The organism is Bacillus sp. B1-WWTP-T-0.5-Post-4 (assembly GCF_009183795.1).
Taxonomy (GTDB): Bacteria; Bacillota; Bacilli; order Bacillales; family Bacillaceae_G; genus Bacillus_A; species Bacillus_A cereus.
The window spans coordinates 952,521-969,665 of record NZ_WEIJ01000001.1; the positions used below are offsets into that span (position 1 = coordinate 952,521).

Below are 17,145 nucleotides of genomic sequence, written 5' to 3' on the forward strand. Positions count from 1 at the left end.
CAAAAAAATTATACCACACCCAATTTCTCTTGTACTATACCCTTTTGCTTCATATTTATTAACATTTCGCTACAATTCTATTTCAATTATTGTCATACTGTATTCGTTTGCCATTCTCATCCATTTCGCTTACAATAAACAATAGCAAATAAAGAATTTCGTTATCACTGGGGGAGCCATGCCGCTGAGAGGGAACACTTCGTTCCGACCCTTCGAACCTGTTAGTTAATGCTAACGCAGGGATTGTGCAAACGTCCGAAATACATACCTCATTTTTATTTACGTATTTCGTATCCTCCTATGATATCTATTCTTTTTTGTATAACTTGGATTTAGGGGGAAACAACATGCGTAACACCAATTTACAAGCGATGATCGAATCTGCTATTCTTGCAGCCTTCGCCATGATTATCGATATTTTACCATTATCACTTAAACTTCCAACAGGCGGTTCTATCTCATTCGCTATGATTCCTATTTTTATTATTGCTTACCGCTGGGGCTTTAAATCAGCTTTCTTAGGCGGTTTAGTTTGGGGACTATTACAAATTGTCGTGGGAGATGCTTATATTTTAACACCTGTTCAAGCATTCATTGAGTACTTCATTGCCTTTGCTTTTATCGGATTTGCTGGCTTATTCTATCGTCCAATTCAAAAAGCACTTTTAACATCCAATGAAAATAGCTTAGAACAATCAAATTTAGGTAACCGTAAAGACAAACCTTCATCAAAACAAAATCAGGGTAAGAAAGTCCTTGCTTATATTATCCTTGCTACATTTATCGGTAGCTTTGCTCGCTATTTCTGCCACTTTATTGCCGGCATTATTTTCTGGGGACAATATGCACCGAAAGGTCAATCAGCTGTGTTATATTCATTAATCGTAAATGGAAGTACAATGCTTGGTTCTTTTATTTTATGTACCGTTTTACTTATATTTTTATTTATCACTTCACCACGATTATTCAAAAGCATCAGTGCTTATCAAATGAATACACAAAAAAAGGGCGCTTAATGAGCGCTCTTTTTTCATATCGTAATATCAATTAAAAATACAATAAATGCGCAAAAGAAAATAAATACCATTATACTTAGCCAATTGCTATGCACGGTTCATCGACTCCTTACATAACCTCATATTCTAAACAAATTATACTGATTAAAAATAAAGATTAGGTAAAGATAATATGAAAATAAATTAAAAAAGCGTAAATCATATTATTTACGCTTTTTTCGTTAAATAGAAGTAAAATAACACACCATCTTCTGTATTTCCTGCCCCATATTCAGTATCATGTAGTTCTAAAATATTCTTTGAAATGGCAAGCCCAAGTCCCGTCCCACCTTGTGAACGCTGACGAGCTGTATCCACGCGATAAAAACGATCCCAAATTTTATCTAATTGTTCTTCTTCAATGTGAGTACCTTTATTTTCAATGCACACTTTTATACGATCCTTCTCATCTATTGTAGAAATAATAATATCTTCTTTATTTGGTGTATAACGTATGGCATTCGTAATGAAATTCACGATGACTTGTTCAATCCGGCCTTGATTTGCAATCACTTCAAATGAACATATATTTTTATGAACACGAAGCTCTTTTTTCTCTATTTCCACAGATAGATGTTCACATATGTCTTCAATTACTGTATCAATATAAAACGAATCCTTTCTAATTTTATATGTACCAGATTCAAATTTAGCTAACTCAAGCATATCCAAAATTAACGTATCCATTTTGTCTACTTCTCTCTCCATTGCCTGAAAATAATACTCTTTTTTATGTTCAGCTACCCCGTCTTTTAAAATAGAAATACAGCTTTTCATAATACTTAGCGGTGTTTTTAATTCATGTGAAACACCAGAAATGAATTCTTTTCGCGTCTTTTCTAACTTTCTTTCCTTTTCAATATCTTCTTCTAACTGCCCAATATGCGAATGGAGTTTATTTGATAGCACATTAATATTTTTCGATAAATCTCCAATTTCATCTTTTGAAGTAATCGGTATTTTTTCTGTAAAATCTAATTGTGCTATTTTCTTCGTCGTATCATTTATTTTTAATAATGGTTTTGCAATTTGTTTTGAATAATAAAACGAAGCTAAAAAAATAAGAACGACTACAAATGCAATGATATAGATGTAATAATCTTGCACCATTTGTACAGCTTCATCTACAGGCTGTAAAGAAGCCATCGCATAAATATATGTTACTGATCCATCTTTTTCTTTTATTGGTTTCATTAATAATTTATATTTTATATCATTCTTTTCATAGTCCATTGTCTTTGTTGAATACTCTATTTGATTACTCTCTTTTAGTAATACATCCGTTTGAAATTCTTTTATACTATCCAAAAATAAAGTATTTTTATAAATTGGATTTACGGGGCCTTTTACATCTGGAAACTGTACTTTTGTAACAAACCCACCTATATAAGCATCTGGTTCTTGGGCAGCTTGCTCCTGAACAGCCGGCTTCTTTTCCTTCCTTACTTGTTCCTCAGCTGCTTTCTTTTTCTCCTCATCTAATTTACTCATTTTCTCCTTAATTGCTTTTTCTAACGGTTTATTAGATCCACTTAAATTCTGCTTAGATAACGAGAAAGAGAATGGAATAAAACTATCTCCTTTTTTTACTCCAGAAAAATAAATTCCTTGGCCTAGAAACTGATCTGATAATTTATTATCAATCTCTTCTATATTGACGAGATTGTATAAAGGAATTTTGAATATTTGTTGTCCAAAGCTCTTTTGTTGCCTACGATCTATCGTTACTTCAAAATAAAAATCATCTGCATGTTTTAAATTCCCGTTCTTATCTAATGTCGTAATCCACGTATTATTTTCTCTTAAAAAGTCTTGCTCAAGTTTCTGAATTCCTTCTACGTTTCCTGTGTAGTTTAAATAATTCTTCTCAAAGGAATTTAAATTTACTTTAATATCTTCCACTTTTCGATTCGCATAATATTGTTTAAAAAATATCGTTTGTCCAATAAATATCGTCGCTAAAATCAACATACATAATGCTGTTGTAAGAGTAAATAATTTTAGTACAATTCCTTTTCTCATATATTCCCCTCAAATTTATAACCAGTTCGTACTACAGTTGTAATGTACTTTGCTTTCTCTCCTAATTTATTTCTTAAATTACGAATATGACTATTCACCGTTCGATCATCACCAGCAAATTCATATCCCCAAATTCTTGAAATGAGTTGCTCTCGCGTTAAAACGATTCCTTGATTTTTCATGAAATACGCTAATATTTCAAATTCTGTATGCGTTAAATTAATATCGGTTCTATCTACCGTAACAGTGCGAGACGGAAAATGAACGTGAATGCCGTGGATTGATAATGTATCATCTTCATTCTCTAAAAGTTGCTTTGTCACTTTTCTGCTTTCTAACAACCTTTTCGCTCTTGCTAATAAAATTGGCGGACTATACGGCTTCGTCACATAATCATCTGCCCCAAGTTCAAAACCAAGTAACGTATCGTCTTCATCTACACGCGCCGTCAGCATAATAATAGGCACCTCGGACGTCTTTCGAATCCTTCGGCAAACAGACCATCCATCGAGTTCTGGCAACATAATATCTAAAATAACTAAATCAACCTCTTCTTCTTCAAATACAACTAAAGCCTCTTTCCCGTCCCTCGCTTCAAACACTACATATTGCTCACTTAAAAAATAATCTTTTAATATTTCACGTAATATGTCTTCATCTTCAACAATTAAAATGTTTTTTGACATAACTTATTTATCCCCCTCTCGCTTTCAGAAACTATAATTTCACTTTGAATAACTAGCAGTTAACTTCGCCTCGATAATATATCTATCTGGTGCATCCCCTATATAATTAAATGGGTAACAAGTTGTCAGTGTTAATATCGGTTCTTCTTTTTTTATAATAACAGTGCGATCATCCGCATGGGTAATCCACGTCTTTTGAATTTCGTATGTGTACGTTTTATTATCATACTCTAAAATAAGAGTATCCTTTTCTTTCAACTCTCCTAAATCTGTAAATACAGTATCTCGGTGTCCACTCAGTACAGTATGTCCCCCTCCAGATGGAGTTGTCGTTAAATCGCTAACGAACATACCCACTCCTTTTTTCAAAGTCGTATCATCTGCTCCCCAATATATAGAAAACTTCTTCTTTATTTTCGGTATGTTTAACATCGCTACCTTTTCTCCTTCTTTATGTTCTGTTTGAGAAGAAGGCACTTGAGAAGTTACAGGTGTTTCATGAGAAAGTTGAGTATCTTGTATATTTTTAAGACTCTTTATTTCTTCTGCAGTTAATTGCCCGGCAGAGCTTCTTCCTTTATACCATTCCACAGCATAATAGGATCCCATGAATAGCCCTATAGCCATCAATATGATACCGATATAATTGAGTAACTTCATTCTTCATTCCTCCATGCCAAAAATGGTAGGAGTAACCTACCATTTTTAATATATGAAATTATCCCATTCTTTATAGGAAAATATTTTATTTACGCTTTAATCTTATTGCGACGATTCAAACCAAATAATGTACCTACCGCTACAAGACATGCACTTAATCCCATCATTGCTACATTATTTGATGCTGTATTTGGTAATTTTTCACCTTGTATAACTGGCTTTGCTACTTCTTTTTTAGCTACTTCATTCTTTTGCTCGGCTTTTATCGCTGCTTCTTTTTTGGCCATATCGTTTTTTAACTGTTCTTGCGCTATTCTCTTTTTCTCTTCTTCACTTTTTTTCTCAGCTTTTATTGCTTCTTCTTTTTTAGCCATATCATTTTTTTCTTGTACTTGTGCCGCTTGCTTTTTCTCTACTTCACTTTTTTGCTGTTCCTTAATTGCTTCTTCTTTTTTAGCTTTATCTTGTTGCACTTGCGCTTCTTCCTTTGTTACTGTTCCAGTATCTGCACTCGCTACTGAAGAATATCCTACTGTTAAAAGTGCCATTGCACAAATTGGTAATAGTCTCTTTTTCATCTTAATTCTCTCCTTATATTTTATTCACATCAACTCGCACCGGATGTATTACTAGAATAAGCAAGAGATATAAATATAAGATGCAGATGAAATATATTTCACTTAAAGATTTCATTGTAGAAAAAGAAAAAAACATCGCAATATGTACGATGTTTTTTTCGGGTGTGTGTCTCAATTATTTACATGTTACTTTCGCGTGATTTGGAAGTAGAACGGGCTGGAGCGATAACTAATTGTCTCGGCTCAGTTTTCTTGAAGTGATTTTTGACGTTACACTTACGACGTTGAACAACCCACGCTTTAATAGGGTTTGTTAAAATAATCTTTTGCTCTTCGTTAGGGGCCTCTTCTTCAAACCTACAACTCTCGCTCCATTTATTCCATTTCATTGTAAAATTAGAAGAAGAATGATCATCTTCACGATCAAACAAGTGCAAAAAATCCATTTTTCCATCTAGCATTACGGTGTTACTAGTCGCTAAAAAAGAAAAGGTCGTCCAACGTTTCTCCATGCCCTCCTACTCCTTTTTCACATATAGAGTGCCTAAAACTTAATTTACCTAAAATATGCTTGCCTTTTACCTTACACCCATAGTTTATCCAAAATGCTATTATGCAACTATCGATTTGCCTTACAACTACCTTACATTTTTGTAAGAAACAAAAAAACCTTCACTCGATATAATGAAGGTTTCTTACTTTTTATCTATATGATCTCTCATATCATCAAGTCCAGCTTCTTTTAGCTGCGACATCATACCGTGCGAAATTGCTCCTAACACTAAAGTCATTCCAATTAATGAAATACGAATCGCAGGTACATCAATTACGTAAGCCAACAGGCCAAGAACAATTGTTAAAAGTAATGCTTTTATAAATGTTACACTTGTGTACTGTTTCTTCTTCATCATATTCACCCTTTATGGAAGCGTTTTCTTAATACACTTAGTATATCATATCATCAGATGATTTTGGCGTTATCTTTGTAAAAAATTACTATCTCCTTTGACTTTTTCTATTCTATCCTTTACAGTCGAAATGTTCGCAAGTTTTACACTGTAGGAGGATTACAATGAATATTGAAATAAAAGACACTTTAATTTCTGAAGAACAATTACAAGCAAAAGTTAAAGAATTAGCACTTCAAATCGAACGTGACTTTGAAGGAGAAGAAATCGTAGTTATCGCAGTATTAAAAGGTTCATTCGTATTTGCTGCTGATTTAATTCGTCACATCAAAAATGATGTAACAATTGACTTTATTTCTGCATCTAGCTACGGAAATCAAACAGAAACAACAGGAAAAGTGAAACTACTAAAAGATATCGACGTAAACATTACTGGAAAAAACGTAATTGTTGTAGAAGATATTATCGATTCTGGTTTAACACTTCATTTCCTAAAAGACCACTTCTTTATGCATAAACCAAAAGCACTCAAGTTCTGTACATTACTTGATAAGCCAGAACGTCGTAAAGTAGACTTAACAGCTGAGTATGTTGGCTTCCAAATTCCAGACGAATTCATCGTTGGATACGGTATCGACTGTGCGGAAAAATATCGTAACTTACCATTCATTGCTTCAGTTGTAACGGAATAAGCGTATAACTTAAAAAATTGATAGTATATAAAATGTATATCGGCGATTTTCAAAATATATCGACCGTAACTCAAATTATATCGGCGGTTTTTTAAATATATCGACTTACCGACAATAACTGACAATGTTAGCATCCAATTAATAGGGAGAAGCTGTTCTAAAATACATGGGAACAGCTCCTTTCTTTCCATTACAAACTACAGGGAGAGATGAAATATGACAAAGACAAAATTTGAAAAAGTACTCCTCATCGTAAATCCGAAAGCTGGTCAAGGTGACTTACATACAAATTTAACAAAAATCGTACCACCTCTTGCCGCAGCTTTTCCTGATCTACATATCCTTCATACGAAAAAACAAGGTGATGCAACAAAATATTGCCAAGAGTTTGCTAGTAAAGTAGATTTAATTATCGTCTTTGGTGGTGATGGAACAGTATTTGAATGCACAAATGGCTTAGCACCTCTCGAAACTAGACCTACACTTGCAATCATTCCAGGTGGAACTTGCAATGACTTCTCTCGCACACTTGGTGTTCCGCAAAACATTGCAGAAGCGGCAAAACTTATCACAAAGGAACACGTAAAACCAGTTGACGTTGCAAAAGCAAATGAACAACATTTCTTAAACTTCTGGGGCATTGGACTCGTATCTGAAGTATCAAACAATATCGATGCAGAAGAAAAAGCAAAGCTTGGTAAAATCGGTTACTATTTAAGCACAATTCGAACTGTAAAAAATGCTGAAACATTCCCGGTAAAAATTACTTATGACGGACAAGTATATGAAGACGAAGCTGTCCTTGTCATGGTTGGAAATGGTGAATATCTTGGTGGTATTCCATCCTTTATTCCGAACGTAAAATGTGATGATGGAACACTTGATATTTTCGTAGTCAAATCAACGGGTATTCAAGCATTTAAAGATTACATCGGAAAGAAACTATTTGAAGACTCAAATGAAAATGACATCTTCCACGTAAAAGCGAAATCCATTCATATTGAAACGAAAGAAGAAAAAGAAGTAGATACAGATGGAGAAAGTTCGCTTCATACACCTTGTCACATTGAATTATTACCAGGACACTTTACGATGATTTATAATCCTGCGGTTGTGTAAAGAAAAAAACGAGTGTTAGCACTCGTTTTTTTCTCTTCTAATCTAGTTATGTCGTTGAATCATTTCTTGTATTTCTTTAACTCTCTCTAAAGTAATTCCATTTCTTTGTTCGATCGCTAAAGGATGCTCGGTTGGCTCTAATTCAACATACGGTGCCGTTCCAACTTCTCTTATATGTACATTTGTTTTTAAATTTAATGTTTCTGGATAAAATGGTATTTCTACAGATAACCAACCAAAATAAGGATCACTATTTTCTCGGCCTCTCTCATCCCACTTTTCTAATACTTCATCATAACTTTCTTTACTAAGTGATACCCAAACAGTCCATATGAAATTTTCGTGGTAATCAATGATAGGAAGCTCTAAACAACCTCTAATAAAATAATGTTCATCATCCATTACACAAAGATCTGATGTTAAATGGAAGCGTTCCTCTCTTTCATGGGGCGCTACCTTGTAATAATAATATGGTGCTTCACTTCCGTAGCATAGAGGTAGTGCAAAACGATGCATTTGTACTTTTTCTCCGGATTTTCTTCTTCTTTTCATTTGTTATTCTTTCTCCTATCCTTTTCAGTCACAATCAAACTCTATCCAATTTCTCCAATGCGTATTAGCATTTTCATTCACAATAACACTTGGATCTTTCTTCTCTATTGCAGCGGCTACTGATTGGAAGAATTCATTTTCACTTACTTTTTCGTCTTCAACATGTTTCCATTCTTCCGTTTCATACGCTACTTCCCAGTCGCCTTCTAAACCGAACTCTTCTAAAATTTCTCCTTTATCCCACCACAATAATTTTTGAGCTTCCTCATTAGTAGCAAGCATACGCATGAAGTATGTTGGATAATGCTCTGTCGTTTGTACTTCTATTCCATTATTTATATAATCTTCTTCTGTAAATTCATATTCAAAATGATGCTCGCGAATTTTTAAACTGCCGTTATAAATATTCGGTATAAATTCACCTTCATCATCAAACAACTCATAATCGCCATTATTTAATTGTAAAATGCAATCATCACCCATTGAATGAGTAATTCTATCGCCATATACTTGAATATCATTACATACACCTAATGAACCTACACCCACAATTTGAAACACCATTAGCCAATCCTTAGCATCTTTAAAGAAAAGAGAGAATTTCACTTGTGAAATATCCATATATTCATTATCAAAGGCAGGAAATTCATAGTTACTTTGCTTTTTATCTAATAGTTTTAAAATATCTTTTTGCATATGTATCATCTTCACCCCGATATAAACAAAAATATTTTTTTAATTTCACTAGAGTATAACATAACCATACTTAACTGTGACATTCTAATAACACTACTAAAAAATAGAAGAATGGCTTGTTTGCATACTCTAGTTCTTTTTATGTACAATGAAGGAAAGAAGTACCTTCATATAAGGGAGAGGACAAACTTTGTTCAACCAACAGTTAGTTAATTTACGCATTGATTTTGCATTTAAACAATTGTTTGGTACGAATGGTAGCGAAGATATTCTAATTGCATTTTTAAATGCTATGTTACAAGAGTCTTTAGAGTCGCCCATTGCTTCTCTACAACTAGAAGATCCACATTTACACAGGGAATATGAAGAGGATAAGTTATCTATTTTAGACATTTCAGCGACATTAGACACAGGAACAAAAGTTAATGTAGAAATACAACTCAATAATAATCACGATATGGTTAAACGCAGTTTATATTATTGGGGAAGACTATACACATCTCAACTACAAAAAGGGATGCCCTACAGTGCACTTCACAAAACCATCACCATAAACTTACTAAACTTCGTAATGTTTTCGGAACACCCAGCCTTCCATACAACGAGCATATTATGGAATACACAACAACAAAAAATCCTGAGTGAAGACATAGAAATCCACATTATAGAAATTCCAAAGTTAACTGAACAATGGCATGAAGAAAAAGTAAATCCGTGGAAAGATCCATTTGTTCGTTGGCTTTTATTGCTTTCAGCAAATGAGGATGAGCACTTAACTAAACTATTGGAGGATATTGCTATGAACCAAGACCCTATTTTACAAAAAGCAATAAATAAATGGGAACGTATGAGTCAGGATTCTTCTTTCCGACAAGCCTATGACGCAAGGGAGAAAGTTTTAATGGATGAAGCAGCAAAATTCGCCCATGCAGAGACAGAAGGAATAAAAAGAGGAATGGAACAAGGAATTAAAAAAGGGCTTGAAAAAGGCATTGAAAAAGGCATTGAAAAAGGCATTCAACAGGGGAAAATTCAAATGATTAAAAATATGTATGATCTTGGTATACCACTTGAAACGATTGCTAAGGCAAGTAAATTAAGTTTGCATGAGATTGAGCATATTTTAGGACATAAATAGTGATAAAAAAAGAGCTTGAATAGTTTCAAGCTCTTTTTTTATCAAATTTCCTCAATACTATCCAATTGAGTCTTATAACACTCATCACACTCTGACCTAGTAGGAAGAATCCCTCTTTCATCAGGTAATAAAACCCTCAAAACTTCTCGATCCATCTCTACGAAAGACTTCATAATAATGGGATATCCTTCAATAATATTCGTATACTCAATCCCTTGTTCAAACTTTTTTCCGCTCTTTATTTCTTCTATTATGGTACAAAAAACACTATGCGCGACTTCAGGATCCATATTTAATGCTATTTGTAAATCTTGATGATTAAAGTTATCTCTTAGACCATGCGTATGATAATTAGCATGGATGCCATCAATATCTTCTGCTAATATGCTATGCATGTACCATTCATCTGCATCCTCTTCTAAATCTTCATCAAACAAATTCGGATCATACCACACGTCCTCGTAATCTCCAGCAATTAAAAATCTCCAACCAGGTGGTAACCCTAAATACTTCTTTATCTCAGGTGCCCATTCATCAATATGTTGAACATGTAAAGGAAGAAAGAGATCTTCTTCTGTCCCCATTTCTTCACCAGCCCAAATGTACCAACCTGTCGTTCCGTTTTCTATAGGCATTCGTAACCCATTAATCGGAACAATACCATCTTTCACATTTTGCGCTATTCCTAATTTCAAGTCATTCGGAGATTCTACATACTCCGCTTTATATTTATCACATATACTCCTCTGTTCTTTTATGTATTTTTCCATCCTTTTAGCACACTCCCCAATTTTTGAAAGATAGATTTCTTTGCCGAAGCACTCTCTAACTTCCATACCCCACACGGATTATAAAATGGATCCTCTTGTTCATAACGATTATCTATATAATGAGATAAGAGATACACTGGAGCATCTTCTGTGAAACTAATTGTATCTCCATCTTTCAAATTAGGTTTTTCCAATATATTATGTAGGTTAAAATCATTCAATAAATCTACAGCTACTTCCGGATCTATCCCTCCGTCTAAAACAACGTCTGGTAGATTAAATGCTTGCATTCCACATGAATAATAACCGTCCTCTTCATCTCCAACTAAAGTTACAAGGTGCGAATACATCGGGAAGATTTCCTTATCCTCTGCAAGCTCTTGCCATTCTTCTTTCGAATAAGCCACACCTGCTGTTTCAACTTTTAAAGCAAGTCCACCTGCATTTAAAAGTTCCATTCCTACATCAATTACTTCTTGTAATCTCTCTGTATCGTCAACTTTTGCAATAACATACACTGTATAAGTATGCTTCTCCAACTCCTGAAGCAATTCTTCATTAAAACGCTCACCACCTGCATAGAAGAAAGCCTCTCTCAAAGAAGGGTCTTGTTCATATATATCAATTTCAAAGCCAATCTCTTTCTCCTTATGGTGCATCACATTTCCCGCTAATATATAGTTACTTTTACTCACAACTTCTTGTATTAATTCTGTTCTATCTTTCCATAAACCAGGTACTCCAATAACGATTTGTGTCTCCATCATATGCACTCCACTTCTCATCTATTTTCAATCTATTCTTTCAATCTTCCAAACTAAATTAGCTGGGATATCTTTCTCTAAAAAGGTTAACATCCATACAGTTTTTCCTTTATCATTCATCAGTAGCACTTTATGATTTAACTTCCAAGCCACTTCACTAACATGATGAAACATCTTATACATATCTTCTTCTCTAATAAGCTTTTCCTTTTTGATTAACCGCCTCGTTCTATACTCTCTTATTTCTAAGTACACGTCAGCATAAGCCACTTCATGCTGACATGTTATATTACATACGTATTTTTTATTCGGACTACTCTTTTATATATATACGAACTCGTTTCTATAATTCAATTCTAGTATTTTATTCTTCACTTTTTCTAACTCTTCTATATCCCAATCATATTTCACAGCTAAACGCTTCATTTCCGCATGAACGATTTGAAGGGCTAATTCTTTTTTCTCTCTATCTGATAAATATGGAAAATCCCTCACACTCCCATATTCCACAAAAGCATTCATATATTCAGGGAAAATTCGATATTTCTTCTCCCACTCATCGAGTAATGAAATATCATCCACACAATGAATCAAAATACCTTTCTCATACTCCATTCTTAACTTTGGCATATGTCGACAATATAAAGAAGTAATACAGCTCGTCTCTTTACCAAAAGAGATATCTTCATCGTAGTTGCTTGTAGATGCTAACTGTAATGTCTCAGTGCTTCTAGTATGCTCTTTTACTTTTAGAAAACTCAATTGTATATCTCTTATAACCGGCATTTGCTCTCTCCTCTTCGCAATACAACTATGAAACATCTTTGTTAATACGCCTTAATCAATTTCAAGCCATCCCATTCCCATAGAAAGAAATAACAGCCCGATTACAAAAAAGAGACCCCCAGTTAAAAAATAGAACGGTGCTCCGTGCAATGGATCACTAAATAACTCTATCAAATTTCCAGCTACTACTTTCCATTTCTCTTTCTTTGAATTTTTTTCTTTTAATTCTTTTACAAATCGATAAATACTGAAACTGATTAAAGTGATACCAATTAATAAACATCCTGCTATGATAAGAATTTCCAAATGTAACACTCCATTTAAATACCATCTTCATTTACACCTCATTTTAACTAAAAAAAGCGAAAGAGAACATAATTTTCACTATGCTCTCTTTCGCTTTTTCAAAAACTGTATACCTTATTTTCATTTACTAACAACCCTGAAATAAGAACGAACCGTTAAGTAATAATAGCCAATATAAATAACACTATACACACCGATGCTAATTAGTAACGGAACTGCAATTTCATACGGAATAACTGTCGCTAATCCTTTTAGTGCAAATAAAGTGTGTATTATACCAACTACTAAAGGAATAAAGAAGATAAATCTCATTTGTTTTGCGATTGCCTTTTTCATTTCTTTTTTCGTGACACCGAGTTTTCAAAGGACGATGTAACGCTCTCGATCTATATGTGCTTCTGCCCTCTTTACATCCACAGTTTCTTCATTCTATTATAATTCGTGATGTTCTCTTTAAGTAACAGCATTGAGTATAGATATATTTTCTTAAAAAGAAATTCTATACTCATAAAAAAGCCTGCAGCTGTTACACTGCAGGCTTTCAAATACTCACTCTATTTTTTTGTTTAATAAATTAATTAAGCTAAATATGCTTGTTGTAACGCCTCTAAACCATCTTTATAAATTCCATAGAATAGATTAATTGCCTCTTCATCAGTAACCTCTACAGGAGTGAAGCTACCAGACCATTCAACTAATGATGTGTTAGCATCTTTCCCTTCTTTAACACGGATTGTAGATAAATAATTAGTTACAGGGAATGGTGCTTGCATAATTGAATATGTGTAGTAACGTTCTTTCTCATTAAATGCTTCTAAACGCTCTACAATCGCGTCGCCATCAGGATTAGCTAAATGGCGTACACGTCCGCCTTCAGTTACTTTACTGCTAGGAATATACGGTAACCAATCTGGAAGTGCATCAAAACCTCCGATTAATTTCCATACTTGTTCAGGTGAAGCTGGAATTTGAATAGATGTAATAGTCTTTGCCATGTTAATTACTCTCCTTTTTATTTAACGTTGATTGGTAGTGGTGCATTAGCTGCAACTAGTTTTTGTTCACGCATTTCTTCCCAGAACGCTGCCGGAATCACTGTTTTTAATGCAGCTTGGTCTTCTGCAATTCGTTCCGGTTTACTTGCACCTGGAATAACAGCAGCAACTGCTGGATTAGCCAATGCAAATTGTAAAGCAGCAGCTTTAATACTGATTCCATGACGATCTGCAAGGCTTTTCATTTTATTAACTTTTGCAATGATTTCTGGTGACGCTTTTTGGTATTCGAAGTGAGCTCCTCCAGCAAGAACACCTGAGCTATATGGTCCACCAACAACAATGTCCATATTGTTTTTTACAGCCGCAGGCATTACGCGTTGTAACGCACGCTCATGGTCTAATAATGAATAGCGACCAGCTAGTAAAGAAACATTTGGTTTTGCTTCTTCTAAGTCCAGCATAAGTTCAATTGATTCTACTTTATTTACTCCAAGGCCCCAGCCTTTAATTACACCTTCATCACGCAATTGAGTAAGTGCACGGAATGCTCCTGTTCGAGCAATTTCAAATTGTGAAATCCACTCATCTCCATAAAAATCTTGTGCTACGTCATGAATATAAACAAAATCTAGACGATCTGTTTTTAAACGTTTTAAACTATCTTCAATAGAACGAAGAGTTGCGTCCGCACTGTAGTCGTTGATAATTTTATTTTTACGACCAAATTCGAACAGTCCGCCTTTTTCACCTAAATCACGTGTAGATGGATCTTCCAATTCATCTGAAATAATTCGACCTACTTTTGTACTTAAGAAGTACTCATCACGATTTCTTTTCGATAGTGCTTCACCAAGACGAATCTCTGCTAAACCAGATCCATAAAGTGGAGCTGTATCAAAGTAACGAACACCATTATCCCAAGCAGCATCCACTGTTGCGATTGCTTCTTCTTCCGGAATATTGCGGTACATATTACCTAGTGGTGCCGTACCAAAACCAAGTGTACCTTTTAATAAATCTTTCATTTAAAATTTCCTCCTAAAATCTATTTAAAAATGTTTAATGAATATCAATTAATGTGACAAGGACTGGCCGATCAAAGCACGATAGTTATGAAAAATAACATAGATGCTTTTTAGCTCCTCACTACTCATTTCCCTCTCACGTATGTAATTATGTCTTATCTACAACACAATAAAAAGTACGCACTTTAAAGTGTTATAGATACAAATAAGTAACAATTTTACGTTTCAACGTATGTAGCTCCAAAATAATTTCATTTAAAATGATTTTATTAAAAAAATACGCTATTTTTGCGGAGGTAACTGTAAAAGTTATTAGTGAGAAATGAAAAATTGTTCTTATTCTTCATTAAAAAAGGCAAAAACGAACCGAAATATGTTCGTTTTTGCCTTTTTACCTTCTCTAAAATATTAAATTACATTTCGAACAAAAAGGCGCAGCATTCCCTTTTCTAATTTTCACATCACATTTTGGGCAATATACATATCGCTCTTCTATCTTTTGTCGTTCTATCATATGTAAGGATACTATTCTCATACTGCACATAATCCCAATCAATATAAGGCTAACAATAAGTAGCATGCCTCTCACTCCTCCCCTCTAAATTTTACCATAAAATAACAAACCCGATTCTCTCATCAAGAATCGGGTTTATATTTACAATCCTAACTTTGCCTTCGCACCTTCAGGAATTTTCTCTATCGTTACTTGCACTTTGTCATGTAAAAACTTCCCTCTTGTAATTACATGCCAATACGAACCTTTCGGTAACTCATCAACCTCACTAATCGTAACTTCTTTTGCCTCACCTTTCTCATCATAAGCTTTCACTGTATACTCAAGGCCTTTATTTCCACCTAATTCTTTTCCATCATTATCAATAATTGCGTAATGGTTCTCTAAATCAATAAATGGATTCACTCTATCAATCGTAGCACTCCCATTTAACAAATATGCCGCTCCTGCTATGATGACAAGTAATGATCCTAAAATAAATCTTTTCATCTATATGCCGCCTTTCATTATGTTTTTCTATAAGACCTTTCTAAGTATAGAGAGCATTTCTTAATAAAAACTCGTACGGTTTCTTAACTTTTTCTTAATGTAACAGGGCTTTGCATCAGCACTTCGATAAATAAAGCCATATTAATAATAAAAGGAGGCTGCCGCCTCCTTTATTTACTCATCACTGTATTTCTTTTTTGTCTGTAAAAATAAAACACACTCACAATCAATGCAATGCTCCCGCCAAAATACACACCATACTCTATCGCAACTGCTACAATTCTTTCAATATGTTGTCCAAATAAAGAACCTAGCACAAAGTAAACGAGTGTCCAAAGAAATCCTGTCGTATAAGAATACAAAGCATACGTCTTAAATGACATGTTATTCATTCCAACTAAATACGGTACAACATGTCTTACAACTGGTATGAAGTAACTTGTAACTAATGCATAATGACCATACTTCTCTACCATCTCTTGCGATTTCACAACATACTTTGCTTTTTTCTTTTTCATTAGCTTATCAAGTACTTTTGTACCAAATATTTTCCCTAATATATAGCCTAAAGAAAGTCCGGACACAACGCCTAAATACGTTAATAAAAACGCAGGAATAACATTTAATATACCTAATGAAGATACAAATCCTCCACTCATAACAATCATTTCATCTGGAATTGGCATACCGATAATACCTAACCATAAACAGAAAAATAATGCCCAATAACCGTACTGCTCAATATAGGATAATAATTCATGTAATTCCATTATGCATACGCTCTCCTTAGCTCTTTTTTACAGCTAAAGACGTACGCTGGTGGGAAATTGAGCCACACTTTCTCTAGCGTAATTTCAGGAAAGAAGTGCTGTATAAATCCTTTTTTCACAAGTGAATATTGAAATGTAATAAATTCACCATTCTCATGTATCGCTTCCATTACATTGTTTAAAATACGTTTTGAAACTTCTTCTGGTAAAGAAGTAAAAGGTAATCCCGATAAAACGTAATCCACGCATTCTATATGGAACTCTTCCATATACTTCTTTATATTTTCAGCTGAACCGTGCACAACAATGACGTTCTGCTCATCTTTAAATTTTCTCTTTAGCTCTTTGCAAAACACTTCATTAATTTCAATAAGAAGAAATATTGTTTCCTTCTTTTTTCTCTTCATAATCTCTTTCGTAAAGACCCCTGTACCAGGCCCTAACTCTACAATACATTTCGCTTTATTAAAATCAATTACATCGACCATTTTCTTTGCTAATATTTTTGAACTTGGCGCAATTGCACCAGTATGTTTCGGATGTTTCATAAATTCATGTAAGAATGTTATGAGTTGCATATAAACCTCTCCTCATTCGTTCGGTAGTTTTTAACTTGT

At 34.1% G+C, this 17,145-nt stretch carries 21 protein-coding genes, 2 pseudogenes and 1 riboswitch; of the genes and pseudogenes, 4 read left to right on the top strand and 19 right to left on the bottom strand.

The genetic code is table 11. The annotated features are described in order from the left end of the window. Positions 1 to 159 precede the first annotated feature (159 nt). Positions 160 to 261, top strand: a riboswitch (TPP riboswitch). A gap of 86 nt (positions 262 to 347) precedes the next feature. Beyond that, a complete protein-coding gene (gene thiT / locus GBN91_RS05160) occupies positions 348 to 1,016 on the top strand; it encodes an energy-coupled thiamine transporter ThiT (protein WP_001246588.1) in 669 nt (222 codons plus the stop codon). A gap of 207 nt (positions 1,017 to 1,223) precedes the next feature. On the opposite strand, the gene GBN91_RS05165 is transcribed toward thiT, so the two are convergent. The 6 genes from GBN91_RS05165 to GBN91_RS05190 all read right to left on the bottom strand — a co-directional run bounded on the left by GBN91_RS05165 (position 1,224) and on the right by GBN91_RS05190 (position 5,912). Then, positions 1,224 to 3,077: a sensor histidine kinase gene (locus GBN91_RS05165; protein ID WP_152121285.1), complete on the bottom strand. Its 1,854-nt coding sequence runs from the start codon at positions 3,075 to 3,077 to the stop codon at positions 1,224 to 1,226. Continuing rightward, on the bottom strand, positions 3,074 to 3,763 hold the full coding sequence (locus GBN91_RS05170) for a response regulator transcription factor (protein ID WP_000041856.1): 690 nt from the start codon (positions 3,761 to 3,763) through the stop codon (positions 3,074 to 3,076). Before GBN91_RS05170 ends, GBN91_RS05165 begins: the two co-directional genes overlap by 4 nt. A gap of 39 nt (positions 3,764 to 3,802) precedes the next feature. Further along, positions 3,803 to 4,423: a class D sortase gene (locus GBN91_RS05175; protein WP_000771592.1), complete on the bottom strand. Its 621-nt coding sequence runs from the start codon at positions 4,421 to 4,423 to the stop codon at positions 3,803 to 3,805. Positions 4,424 to 4,512: 89 nt separating this feature from the next. Continuing rightward, complete coding sequence (locus GBN91_RS05180) at positions 4,513 to 5,001, bottom strand: LPXTG cell wall anchor domain-containing protein (protein WP_152121286.1); 489 nt, start codon at positions 4,999 to 5,001, stop codon at positions 4,513 to 4,515. Between the two features lie 179 nt (positions 5,002 to 5,180). Continuing rightward, positions 5,181 to 5,513, bottom strand: coding sequence for a hypothetical protein (locus GBN91_RS05185; RefSeq protein ID WP_152121287.1), 333 nt, complete (start codon positions 5,511 to 5,513; stop codon positions 5,181 to 5,183). A 183-nt stretch (positions 5,514 to 5,696) separates the two neighbouring features. Next, positions 5,697 to 5,912, bottom strand: a complete 216-nt coding sequence (locus GBN91_RS05190) for a hypothetical protein (RefSeq protein WP_002001286.1) — start codon at positions 5,910 to 5,912, stop codon at positions 5,697 to 5,699. Between the two features lie 161 nt (positions 5,913 to 6,073). Between GBN91_RS05190 and hpt the strand changes: the two genes are divergently transcribed. Together hpt and GBN91_RS05200 are read left to right on the top strand one after the other, a co-directional pair. Further along, positions 6,074 to 6,601 carry a hypoxanthine phosphoribosyltransferase gene (gene hpt / locus GBN91_RS05195; protein WP_001019295.1) on the top strand — a complete coding sequence of 176 codons (528 nt, stop codon included), beginning with the start codon at positions 6,074 to 6,076 and terminating at the stop codon, positions 6,599 to 6,601. A gap of 216 nt (positions 6,602 to 6,817) precedes the next feature. Further along, entirely contained in the window at positions 6,818 to 7,720 is a 903-nt protein-coding gene (locus tag GBN91_RS05200; protein WP_000167902.1) for a diacylglycerol/lipid kinase family protein, read from the top strand. A 42-nt stretch (positions 7,721 to 7,762) separates the two neighbouring features. Here GBN91_RS05200 and GBN91_RS05205 read toward each other — a convergent pair whose 3' ends face one another. Together GBN91_RS05205 and GBN91_RS05210 are read right to left on the bottom strand one after the other, a co-directional pair. Further along, positions 7,763 to 8,272, bottom strand: coding sequence for a DUF2199 domain-containing protein (locus GBN91_RS05205; protein ID WP_152121288.1), 510 nt, complete (start codon positions 8,270 to 8,272; stop codon positions 7,763 to 7,765). A gap of 24 nt (positions 8,273 to 8,296) precedes the next feature. Next, complete coding sequence (locus tag GBN91_RS05210; RefSeq protein WP_152121289.1) at positions 8,297 to 8,968, bottom strand: DUF7003 family protein; 672 nt, start codon at positions 8,966 to 8,968, stop codon at positions 8,297 to 8,299. A 190-nt stretch (positions 8,969 to 9,158) separates the two neighbouring features. Here GBN91_RS05210 and GBN91_RS05215 point away from each other — a divergent pair, with 190 nt between their 5' ends. Next, positions 9,159 to 10,106, top strand: a complete 948-nt coding sequence (locus GBN91_RS05215; protein ID WP_152121290.1) for an Rpn family recombination-promoting nuclease/putative transposase — start codon at positions 9,159 to 9,161, stop codon at positions 10,104 to 10,106. 41 nt (positions 10,107 to 10,147) lie between these two features. On the opposite strand, the gene GBN91_RS05220 is transcribed toward GBN91_RS05215, so the two are convergent. The 11 genes and pseudogenes from GBN91_RS05220 to GBN91_RS05270 all read right to left on the bottom strand — a co-directional run bounded on the left by GBN91_RS05220 (position 10,148) and on the right by GBN91_RS05270 (position 17,106). Further along, on the bottom strand, positions 10,148 to 10,876 hold the full coding sequence (locus GBN91_RS05220) for a DUF4262 domain-containing protein (RefSeq protein WP_152121291.1): 729 nt from the start codon (positions 10,874 to 10,876) through the stop codon (positions 10,148 to 10,150). Next, positions 10,861 to 11,640 (bottom strand): DUF4261 domain-containing protein, encoded by a 780-nt coding sequence (locus GBN91_RS05225; protein ID WP_033695229.1) that lies wholly within the window; start codon positions 11,638 to 11,640, stop codon positions 10,861 to 10,863. The genes GBN91_RS05220 and GBN91_RS05225 overlap by 16 nt, the downstream gene beginning before the upstream one ends. Before the next feature lie 27 nt (positions 11,641 to 11,667). Further along, positions 11,668 to 12,426 (bottom strand): annotated as a pseudogene (locus GBN91_RS05230) (hypothetical protein). Between the two features lie 51 nt (positions 12,427 to 12,477). Continuing rightward, a complete protein-coding gene (locus tag GBN91_RS05235) occupies positions 12,478 to 12,732 on the bottom strand; it encodes a hypothetical protein (protein ID WP_152121292.1) in 255 nt (84 codons plus the stop codon). Between the two features lie 120 nt (positions 12,733 to 12,852). Continuing rightward, a pseudogene (locus tag GBN91_RS05240) lies at positions 12,853 to 13,131 on the bottom strand (FtsX-like permease family protein); the annotation flags it as partial. Positions 13,132 to 13,310: 179 nt separating this feature from the next. Continuing rightward, a complete protein-coding gene (locus tag GBN91_RS05245) occupies positions 13,311 to 13,727 on the bottom strand; it encodes an SRPBCC family protein (protein WP_006929196.1) in 417 nt (138 codons plus the stop codon). Between the two features lie 17 nt (positions 13,728 to 13,744). Beyond that, complete coding sequence (locus tag GBN91_RS05250; protein ID WP_152121293.1) at positions 13,745 to 14,755, bottom strand: aldo/keto reductase; 1,011 nt, start codon at positions 14,753 to 14,755, stop codon at positions 13,745 to 13,747. A 400-nt stretch (positions 14,756 to 15,155) separates the two neighbouring features. Continuing rightward, positions 15,156 to 15,335: a hypothetical protein gene (locus GBN91_RS05255; RefSeq protein ID WP_016123498.1), complete on the bottom strand. Its 180-nt coding sequence runs from the start codon at positions 15,333 to 15,335 to the stop codon at positions 15,156 to 15,158. Between the two features lie 75 nt (positions 15,336 to 15,410). After that, positions 15,411 to 15,758 (bottom strand): YxeA family protein, encoded by a 348-nt coding sequence (locus tag GBN91_RS05260; protein ID WP_152121294.1) that lies wholly within the window; start codon positions 15,756 to 15,758, stop codon positions 15,411 to 15,413. 170 nt (positions 15,759 to 15,928) lie between these two features. Then, positions 15,929 to 16,528: a DedA family protein gene (locus GBN91_RS05265; RefSeq protein ID WP_000418905.1), complete on the bottom strand. Its 600-nt coding sequence runs from the start codon at positions 16,526 to 16,528 to the stop codon at positions 15,929 to 15,931. Further along, positions 16,528 to 17,106 carry a class I SAM-dependent methyltransferase gene (locus GBN91_RS05270; protein ID WP_001176087.1) on the bottom strand — a complete coding sequence of 193 codons (579 nt, stop codon included), beginning with the start codon at positions 17,104 to 17,106 and terminating at the stop codon, positions 16,528 to 16,530. The genes GBN91_RS05265 and GBN91_RS05270 overlap by 1 nt, the downstream gene beginning before the upstream one ends. Positions 17,107 to 17,145: the final 39 nt, after the last annotated feature.